The following is a 9,294-nucleotide window of genomic DNA, read 5'->3' on the forward strand; positions in this document are numbered from 1 at the left end:
CAGCAGATACGGTTTTGGTTGCCATTAGCAGTTTGACATCGCTGCTATTTCGCCCCGAAATTTTACAAGCTGTTTCAATCCGACTTAAAATATGATCGATGTTTTTGGTTATATTTTCCATGTTAAACCAGTTTATTATAAGTGTAAACCCAAACTTCGGTGCCCAAATTTGTGGTTGCGAGCACTCTTGTACAATCATGAATTTTGAGTTTATCCATTTCGCTTAGCTCTTCGCCTGTTAGTTCAATAACAAAACCTTCTATTTTGTCATTTTTATCGGTTGATTTTACTGTGATAAACTTTTCATCACAAGCATCGTTTTCTGATGATTTTGAATTCTGAACGCTCAATCGATGTAATTTGTAGCCAGATAAAGAATCGGCTGTTTTTATGAGTTTATCGTCTGTGGGTTTTAAATCTTGATGTACAAACAGCAAATGTTTTTTTTGCTTTTCATACTGAATGGCATTGGCTTTAATTTGCTGAAGTGCCAAATCTTTAGCTTCCGCATACGATATGCCGTAAGTTCTTACAACCTTATTGATGTTTGAAGGATACTTCAATAAAATACTATCATAATAATCATCGAGAGCTTGTTGTGTAGGTAATTCGTAATGCAACTTAATTTGAAAACGTCTTAAAATTGCCGAATCAATAATATGGATGTGATTGGTGGCACAAATCAATAGTGTATCGTCATCCAAATGATCAATTTGCTGGATAAGGGCATTGACCAAGCGTTTCATTTCGCCTGAATCCTTCTCATCATAATCTCTTAGTTTGCCTATAAAATCAAATTCGTCAATGAATATAATGGCATTATCGATGGTGGCTTCTTTAAATATTTCAGCAAGGTTTTTGGCGGTTTCTCCTAATTTTGAAGAAACAAAACCACTTAAATTTATGGTAATTACCTTTTTGTTAAGTGCCAGACCAATGGCATGTGCCGTTGCTGTTTTTCCACAACCCGTATGGCCGTGCAGTAAAATTTTGTTATCAACAGGAATATCTAGTTTATCAAGCGCATCTTTATAAGTGAACTCTTCTAAAAGTTGATTTATTTTAGCACGTACGTCATTATTTAAATGAAGTTCCTCTAAAGTTAATTTGTTTTTTTTTGATCTTAAAGTCGTGCTATGGTAAGCCATAATGGTGTTGTCAACAAGTAAATTAAAAAGAATTATGAACAGTTGAACCCTTCTTTTTGACCATATTATTTAAATTTTTTAAAAAGAAATATGACATAAAGAGGTGTCCTTTACAGATCCAAATTTAATGAAATACTTCGGGTTTCATCTTTGAATTTACCGAACAATTGTGATACTGTTTTTTGATGTTAAATCATCGGTGCTATCACATGTTTTAAAAAACTATAAAGGAAAGATTTGTCTTTTTACCCTCCTACATTTTGAAGTTTGTGGTGTTCTGATTGGGTATCTAATTCAAAAAGTTTGGAGTAGTCCATCACGTTCTCAAAACCATCCAAAGTACATAAATATGCAACAGTGCGGCATAAGCCGTTGAAAAGGATGTCTTTGTCTTTCGGGTTTTTGGGTTTCTTACCTGAGTGGGTTAACGGAACCGAATAGCCACATCCTTTAAGAAATTCCGCTTCTATTTTCAATAATTCCAAAGGGGAATAGCCGTTGAATTTTCGACCTAAATTTTGATTTACCAATCCCACATAATTCAATTGCAAAGCACCATGCTGGTCAGAAAGATGTTTCCAAGCATCCTTGTTGTCCAAAATATTTCCAACCGCACAATGCACGCAACATTCAGGGTTTAACGTGTTGTTATAAAATGCATTATAGAGTTTGGCGATGGCTTGGTCAAAACGATATGAAGTTGTCATAACTAAAAATTTAGACTATTAAGTTACTAAATTGATTGGTTCAACGAGGGATATTAGCGTATTTTAACAGTATAAATGTACTAGGTCACTTAAGTTTTTATGGAATATGTATTTTTAATTTGTATTAAGAATTGGATACTTTTCAATTTTGTATTTTTGCATTATGAGTAGAGCCCTTACAGAACAAGAAATGCATAATTTAGCGATGAACCTCGTTGGAAAGGAATTGGAAGAACGTGGTTTTGAGTTTATTGCCATTAACAGCAAGCTAAAAAAACATCCGCAGTTTGTGTGTATAGACAAAACCAAGCAATATTTTTTCGTAATCGTTAAGGTGGTCATGCTGCCTGAAAACCCGAATAATTATGATATGATTTGGATGGAATCCTTTAAAAAGCACGCGCGTGAAAATGATGCTAAAGTGTTATATGCCGGAGTAGCATTAGGAAACCCAAATGGCGAGGATCTTCCGGTATATCTCAATGAAGATTATTTGATTGAATATAACGGTATTCAGGTGGTCGAAACGCATTTGAATTAGAAAACAACGTGCTTTGTTAAGTTTTTAGTATTGAACATTAGTCTAAGTAACCTATAAGATTTAGATTTCAAAAATAATTATATTGATGAAAAGAATAAGCTATCTTTTAATCCTACTGGTTGTTTTTTCATGTAAAAAAGATCCTGAAAACACTAAAATGACTGGTGAAGTTTTTGGAACTACTTACGGCATTCAATATTTTTCCGAACAGAATGACAATTTCCAGAAACAATTTGATAGTTTGTTTCAAGTGATCAATACGTCGATGTCCACTTATCAATCGGACTCTGATATTTCAAAAATTAACCACAACCAAGCTTTTAATGTAGATGGGCATTTTGAACATGTATTTAATGCTTCAAAGGAGATTTATAAAGCTACCGATGGCGTTTTTGATCCAACCATTGGCATTCTGGTCAACGCTTGGGATTTTGGTCCAGAAGGAGATATAAAAACTTTGGACAGTCTTAAAATTGATAGTTTAATGCTCGCTGTTGGATTGAATAAAGTGAGATTGGAAAACAATAAGATTATCAAAGAAAACCCCAATACATTTATCGATTTTAATGCGATTGCGAAAGGTTATGGCGTTGATGTCATTGCCAATTATCTGGAGAGTCAAAATATCACCGATTATATTGTTGAAATAGGTGGTGAAATTAGATGCAAAGGACAGAATCTTGAAAAGCAAAAACCATGGAAAGTAGGTGTGGAGCTACCGCATTTTGATGCGGAGCAATCCATCTTAAAAGCTGTTTCCTTGCGTGACGAAGCGATGGCAACTTCTGGTACTTACAGAAAATTCAAAATTGATAGTTTAGGTAATCGTTATTCGCACATCATCGATACAAAAACTGGTTATCCAAGTAAAACTAATTTGTTGAGTATTTCTGTCATTGCCAAAGATTGTATGACGGCCGATGCTTACGCTACCGCATTTAAAGCGATGGGCGTCGAAAAAGTAAAATCCTTTTTGGCCACGCATCCTGAATTAAAAGTATTCTTGATTTTTGAAAATGATCGCAAGGAATTGGAAACATTGACTTTGAATGGCTTTCCTGAAGAATGAGCTCAAGAAATGGTTATTTCACGGAAGTCCATTGAGAAAACGTTGAGGACCACAGAGTGATTTTTCCGGGAATAGATTCTATTAAAGTAGAAAAGTAATTTCCGAAAGTTTGTTTTACAGAAGTGACACAATCAAACAAGGTCAAAAGCTCCGCGAAACTCTATTTTAAAAAAGACTCCGTGAAACTCTGTGAAAAACGTGGAATAACTCTGCTCTTACTTCTGCACCACCGGAATAATTTCTCCTTTTGCCAAACAAAAACGAGTCACATCAGTTTCAGATAATTTAGTGGTATAATCGACTTCCTCGACTTTAAATCCGATACTTCTAAGTTTGTCAAAATAATCACGGCCATAAATCCGGACATGATCATATTGTCCAAATATTTCGGCGCGTTCTTTTCGGTCGGTAATGGTATTATCTTCAAAGGTTTCTGCTCTTGATAAATCCTGTGGAATCTGAAAAATACCATAACCTCCAGGTTTCATGACTCTAAAAAGCTCTTGCATTGCTTTGGTATCATCAGGAATATGTTCTAAAACATGATTGCATAAAATGATGTCAAATTCGTTATCCTTAAAAGGTAGATTGCAAATATCAGCCTTCACATCTGCTAATGGTGAATTCAAATCGGTAGTGATGTAATCTAAATGTTTCATCTTCCGAAAACGTTTGTAAAATGCCTGTTCAGGTGCAAAGTGCAATACTTTTTTAGGAGTTGTAAAAAAGTCAGTTTTGTTTTTAAGATATAACCATAATAATCTGTGGCGTTCCAAACTCAAAGTGGATGGCGATAAAACGTTATTGCGTTGTGTGCCATATCCGTAAGGTAAAAAGGATTTGAAACTTTTGCCATCAATAGGATCAGTGAATTGATTTCCTTTTAGAAAGAAAGCCAAAACAGGGCGTGCCACATAACTCAATCGGATTAAGATGGGTCTTGGGATGGTGTTGAGGATGTATTTGAAGAGCTGTTTCAAGTTGTTTAATTGATTTTTTGAGACACGAATTTCACTAATTTTCACTAAACAGTGCGTGAAAAAGATCTCAATGATTTATTAACTAAATTTCACGAATAAAATAGTTATGTAGATTTAAATTTTGAAAAAAGAATGCTAATTTTTAAAGAACAACTCTTTTATATTTCAGGCTGTCCTCTCCAAAATTAATTAATAGACCAAGTTTTAGTTTTGATACGGCCAAATAATTTAATGTTTGCTTTAAATGAGCATTATTTAAAGATTCGATTGCTTTGAGTTCCAAAATAATTTTGTCTTCTACAATAAAATCTGCTAAATACTTATGAGGTAATATATTTCCTTTATATGTAATGCCAAACTTTTTCTCTCTTGAATATTTTAAATTATTGTCTATAAATTCGATTTCTAAAGCATCTCCATAAACAACTTCGCTAAACCCCTTTCCTAACTGTCTATGTACTTCCATACATAAACCGATGATTTTATAGCATTCTTCTTTATAAATGAGATCTTGAACCATTTTTAATTATGAGTTGTAAGAAAACAAATTAGTGAAATTCTGATACTGTAACTTTATATAAACGATATCTAAATTAGAGTTAATTAGTGCAATTAGTGTCTAAAAAAGCATTTTGTTCAAACTAACTATAAAATCAAAGCTTCCCTTCTAAACTCTGTTTCCTCATCAGACACTATCCCCAAAGCCTCATAGATATAACCAAAAGTGGATAATATTTCTGGTTTTCCATCGATAATAGCCACATCGTGCTCAAAATGCGCACTTGGTTTTCCATCCAAAGTGACAATCGTCCAGCCGTCATCCAATTGTTTGACTCTATGCGTCCCAAGATTGATCATCGGTTCGATGGCGACAACCATACCTTCAATAAATTTTTTGCCTCGGCCGCGTTTGCCGTAGTTTGGCATTTCTGGATCTTCGTGCATTTTTTTGCCTAAGCCATGGCCAACCAATTCACGAACCACACCGTAACCTTCATCTTCGCAATACTTCTGAATAGCATAACCCACATCGCCCACACGATTGCCAACTTTCAGTTCTCTAATGCCCAGATATAAGGATTCTTTGGTAATTTGAAGCAATTTTTTTACTTCTGGAGACACTTCGCCAACTTCAAAAGTATAGGCATGGTCGCCGTAATATTCATTTTTTAACGCACCACAATCAACGGCCACAACATCACCTTCTTTTAAAGGAATATCTGTTGGCAAGCCATGAACAACCGCTTCATTGGTACTGCAAAGTAGGGTAGAAGGACAGCCATAAAGTCCTAAAAATCCAGGAACGGCACCTTGTTCACGAATGTATTCCTCTGCCATTTTATCCAGTTGTTTTGTAGTAACACCCGGTTTTATCTCTTTGGCCAACATGCCTAAAGTTTTCGAAACGATTAAAGCACTTTCGCGCATTATTTCAATTTCTTCTCTTGTTTTTTGTATGATCATTATAAAAAAATATGGCGCAAAGATAATTAAAATAAATGGGAGGCATTTATTATGACATCTCGAATTTGAATGCATAATAATATCAGATATACGGATTCAAAAGTTGAAACTTAACTGATAAATCGCATTTTGAAGTGATTAAGAAGAGAGGTTTTATCTAAAAAACGGAAACAATCTCCTGGTTCGTTTTACGGGAATGTTTGGCTCTTCGTTAGTGAGTATTTGATAGACTTCGCCCCAACCCAAAACGCCACCAATATTGCGATCATCTATAAAAAGATCGGCGTTTATTTTGCGGCTTTTACTATTATCAAACTGTTCTTCCGGAAAACTTTTATTGACCGCATAAAAGGTGATGCCGTTCTGTTGGCAGAATTCTACCGCTTCATCAAGACTTTTACCATAGCGATAAGTCCATAAAATTAACCGATGCCCATCATCTTGAAGCCGTTTTAGCGTTTCAAAAGCAAACATACGCGGTTTCCCGATGCCGGGATAACGATCTTCTACAATGGTGCCGTCAAAATCTACAGCGATAATAAGTCTATTCTGAAAATTCATGTGCCAATGCTTTAAAGGCTAAAATACAATAAATAATCTGTAGGCTTAAAAAACATTAGATCAATGGATGTTGCGTCATGATTTTAGGTTGCGGAATGCCCATTAATTTTAGAATAGTCGGTGCCAAATCGCCTAAAATACCATCGTTGATATGTTTTAAATCCTTGTCAATTAAAATAATCGGTACCGGATTTGTAGTATGTGCCGTGTTTGGCGATCCATCAGGATTAATCATGGTTTCACAGTTGCCATGATCGGCAATCAAAAGCGTTGTATAACCGTGCTTTAAGGCTGTTGTTACCACATCTTTGACGCAAGCATCAACCGCCTCACAAGCTTTAATGGCAGCTTCCATAACACCAGTATGGCCCACCATATCGCCATTGGCAAAGTTGAGGCAGACAAAATCAACCTCTTCTTTTTCCAGTTCCGGAATTAGGGCATCGCGCAATTCATAAGCACTCATTTCCGGTTGCAAATCGTAAGTGGCCACTTTTGGCGAATTGCGTAAAATGCGTTTTTCGCCCTCAAACGGAACTTCACGTCCACCGGAAAAGAAAAACGTAACGTGTGGATATTTTTCTGTTTCCGCAATACGGATTTGTTTTTTGTGGTGTTTTTCTAAAACTTCACCTAAAGTTTCGGTGAGGTTATCTTTTTCAAAAACTACTTTAATGCCTTTGTAAACCTCGTCATAATTGGTCATCGTTACATAATACAAATCGAGTTTGTGCATGTTTTGCTCATGAAAATCGGTTTGCGATAAGGCTTCGGTTAATTGTCTTCCACGATCGGTTCTGAAGTTGAAGAAAATCACCACATCGCCATCTTTAATGGTTGCTTTTGGACGACCATAATAATCGGTCATCACGATGGGTTTGATAAATTCGTCGGTGACATTTGCCTCATAACTTTTTTGTATGGATAGAATGGCATCTGTTGAGGGTTCGCCAATGCCGTTCACCAAAGCATCATAAGCTAATTTAACGCGTTCCCAGCGTTTATCCCGATCCATCGCATAATAGCGGCCGGATATGGTTGCCAATTCTGCGGAAGTGTTTTTGATATGATGTTGCAATTGTGCTACAAAACCTAATCCTGATTTTGGATCCACATCGCGTCCATCCGTAAAGGCATGGACAAAAACTTTGTCGAGATGATAGTTTTTTGCGGCATCGAGCAATCCGAATAAATGATTGATGTGCGAATGCACGCCGCCATCGCTCAATAAACCTAAAAAGTGAACCGGTTTATTATTTTCCTTGGCATATTTAAAAGCATCGACCAATACTTTTTCTTGTGCAAGGGTGTTATTTTGAACAGCCAAATTGATTTTTGCCAAATCTTGATAAACAATTCTGCCTGCACCTAAATTCATGTGGCCCACTTCGCTATTGCCCATTTGGCCTTCCGGTAATCCTACATTCAGACCGTCAGTTCGCAAAGAAGCATTGGGATATTTGGTGTATAAGGAGTTGATAAAAGGGATGTTGGCATTATCTATAGCAGAAACTTTTGGGTCCGGAGATTTTCCCCAACCATCAAGAATCATAAGGATGACTTTTTTGTTCATGGTGATTTGTTTTGAAATTCAAAGATAAAAGTTTAAAAAATCAAATGATCGGATATCCATATAAAAATCTCAAAATAATTGTTGTGTTTGTTGGAAAAATCAAGACAAACAAGGTTTTGTGAAATTCGTATTTATTCAGGTGATTTGCTTTTTAAAAGTTAACAAAATGTTATTTTAATAGACATACTGTAACACTTTTGTTTTTGATCCGTCTTTCTTTTATAATCAAAAAAACATTCATTAATCAAAAATCACTCATCATGAAAAAAACAATTATGATTTCCGCCATCGCATTAGGTTTTGCCTTCTACACTTCTAATGCAACTACCACACTTAAAACGCCACAGTTTTCCAGTATTGTAAAAACAAAAACCTCTGTAAGTCCTTTTTGCATGGCTATTGTAAAAGGCGATCTTGAAACCGTTAAGAAATTGATCGAGCTGGGTGCCGATGTCAATGAAAAATCTAATGGGATGACGCCGGCTATGTTTGCCGCACGATATAATAAAACCAGTATTTTACAACTGCTCGTTAAACATGGCGCAGAACTTAAAGGAAAATCGGAAAAAGGATTGACCGCTATGGATTATGCGAAACTCTCCCATGCCAATGATGTTTTGGCCTATTTGGAACGTATTTCATAGTACTGAAAGTTGAGTTAGTGTCTTAAGAAAACCTCTTGTTTTAAGAGGTTTTTTTGTGCTTTAAAAGTACAGTAGATATTTAAAAAAGCTCAGGATTAATATCCAAAATATTTCCAGTATAATAACGCTCTAAAAACGAATCCGTAAGATATTCATGGCCTAAAAGTGATGCTTCACCAAGGATGGTTTTTAGGTTTAATTTTTTGTAGTCGTGAAGATAATCACAGGACAATGCTTTGTAACTATAATGCCAAGGTTCATATTTAAAACCTTTCCGTTGGCGGTTGTTGGTATAAACCAGATAAAAACCAAAATCTCTGGAATGGGCGTCCATCCATTTTTTAAAGTTTACAAAACAGCCAGTACCTTCAAAATGGCTTGGGCTCAACACGCTTTTTGGTTGAACAGCATTGGCATCAATAAGATCCATGTCCGTGCCCCAATGGTGGCGCGAGGTTCCCGGAATGGTGGAGTATTCAATGATTTTATCAATGGCTTTTTCTGGTGAGAAACCTTGCTGGATAAAGTTTTTGTATTTGCGTTCCCAGATGCGATTTTGATGATCAAAGTTCCGATAGCTCGACACCACTTGAATGGCAATATCCTC

General features: G+C 35.9%; 11 protein-coding genes. 3 read left to right on the forward strand and 8 right to left on the reverse strand.

What is annotated here, in order from left to right:
- Positions 1–122 precede the first annotated feature (122 nt).
- Positions 123–1,148 (reverse strand): ATP-binding protein, encoded by a 1,026-nt coding sequence (locus VNJ50_RS13970; protein WP_325582911.1) that lies wholly within the window; start codon positions 1,146–1,148, stop codon positions 123–125.
- A 245-nt stretch (positions 1,149–1,393) separates the two neighbouring features.
- Positions 1,394–1,855 (reverse strand): Na(+)-translocating NADH-quinone reductase subunit F, encoded by a 462-nt coding sequence (locus VNJ50_RS13975; protein WP_325582912.1) that lies wholly within the window; start codon positions 1,853–1,855, stop codon positions 1,394–1,396.
- 163 nt (positions 1,856–2,018) lie between these two features.
- Here VNJ50_RS13975 and VNJ50_RS13980 point away from each other — a divergent pair, with 163 nt between their 5' ends.
- Entirely contained in the window at positions 2,019–2,396 is a 378-nt protein-coding gene (locus VNJ50_RS13980; RefSeq protein WP_325582913.1) for a Na(+)-translocating NADH-quinone reductase subunit F, read from the forward strand.
- A gap of 85 nt (positions 2,397–2,481) precedes the next feature.
- Positions 2,482–3,465, forward strand: coding sequence for an FAD:protein FMN transferase (locus VNJ50_RS13985; protein WP_325582914.1), 984 nt, complete (start codon positions 2,482–2,484; stop codon positions 3,463–3,465).
- Between the two features lie 215 nt (positions 3,466–3,680).
- Here VNJ50_RS13985 and VNJ50_RS13990 read toward each other — a convergent pair whose 3' ends face one another.
- The 5 genes from VNJ50_RS13990 to gpmI all read right to left on the reverse strand — a co-directional run bounded on the left by VNJ50_RS13990 (position 3,681) and on the right by gpmI (position 8,043).
- On the reverse strand, positions 3,681–4,445 hold the full coding sequence (locus VNJ50_RS13990; protein ID WP_325582915.1) for a class I SAM-dependent methyltransferase: 765 nt from the start codon (positions 4,443–4,445) through the stop codon (positions 3,681–3,683).
- 142 nt (positions 4,446–4,587) lie between these two features.
- Positions 4,588–4,965, reverse strand: a complete 378-nt coding sequence (locus VNJ50_RS13995) for a GxxExxY protein (RefSeq protein ID WP_325582916.1) — start codon at positions 4,963–4,965, stop codon at positions 4,588–4,590.
- 125 nt (positions 4,966–5,090) lie between these two features.
- Positions 5,091–5,909: a type I methionyl aminopeptidase gene (map, locus tag VNJ50_RS14000; RefSeq protein ID WP_325582917.1), complete on the reverse strand. Its 819-nt coding sequence runs from the start codon at positions 5,907–5,909 to the stop codon at positions 5,091–5,093.
- 153 nt (positions 5,910–6,062) lie between these two features.
- Complete coding sequence (locus tag VNJ50_RS14005) at positions 6,063–6,470, reverse strand: BT0820 family HAD-type phosphatase (RefSeq protein WP_325582918.1); 408 nt, start codon at positions 6,468–6,470, stop codon at positions 6,063–6,065.
- Between the two features lie 55 nt (positions 6,471–6,525).
- Complete coding sequence (gene gpmI, locus VNJ50_RS14010; protein WP_325582919.1) at positions 6,526–8,043, reverse strand: 2,3-bisphosphoglycerate-independent phosphoglycerate mutase; 1,518 nt, start codon at positions 8,041–8,043, stop codon at positions 6,526–6,528.
- A 260-nt stretch (positions 8,044–8,303) separates the two neighbouring features.
- Between gpmI and VNJ50_RS14015 the strand changes: the two genes are divergently transcribed.
- Positions 8,304–8,687: an ankyrin repeat domain-containing protein gene (locus VNJ50_RS14015; protein ID WP_325582920.1), complete on the forward strand. Its 384-nt coding sequence runs from the start codon at positions 8,304–8,306 to the stop codon at positions 8,685–8,687.
- 79 nt (positions 8,688–8,766) lie between these two features.
- Here VNJ50_RS14015 and VNJ50_RS14020 read toward each other — a convergent pair.
- Positions 8,767–9,294, reverse strand: a 528-nt coding sequence (locus VNJ50_RS14020) for a M15 family metallopeptidase (protein ID WP_325582921.1), incomplete at its 5' end; no start/stop codon positions are given.

Origin of the sequence: Gelidibacter sp. (genome assembly GCF_035577925.1) — a bacterium.
Classification (GTDB): Bacteria; Bacteroidota; Bacteroidia; order Flavobacteriales; family Flavobacteriaceae; genus Gelidibacter.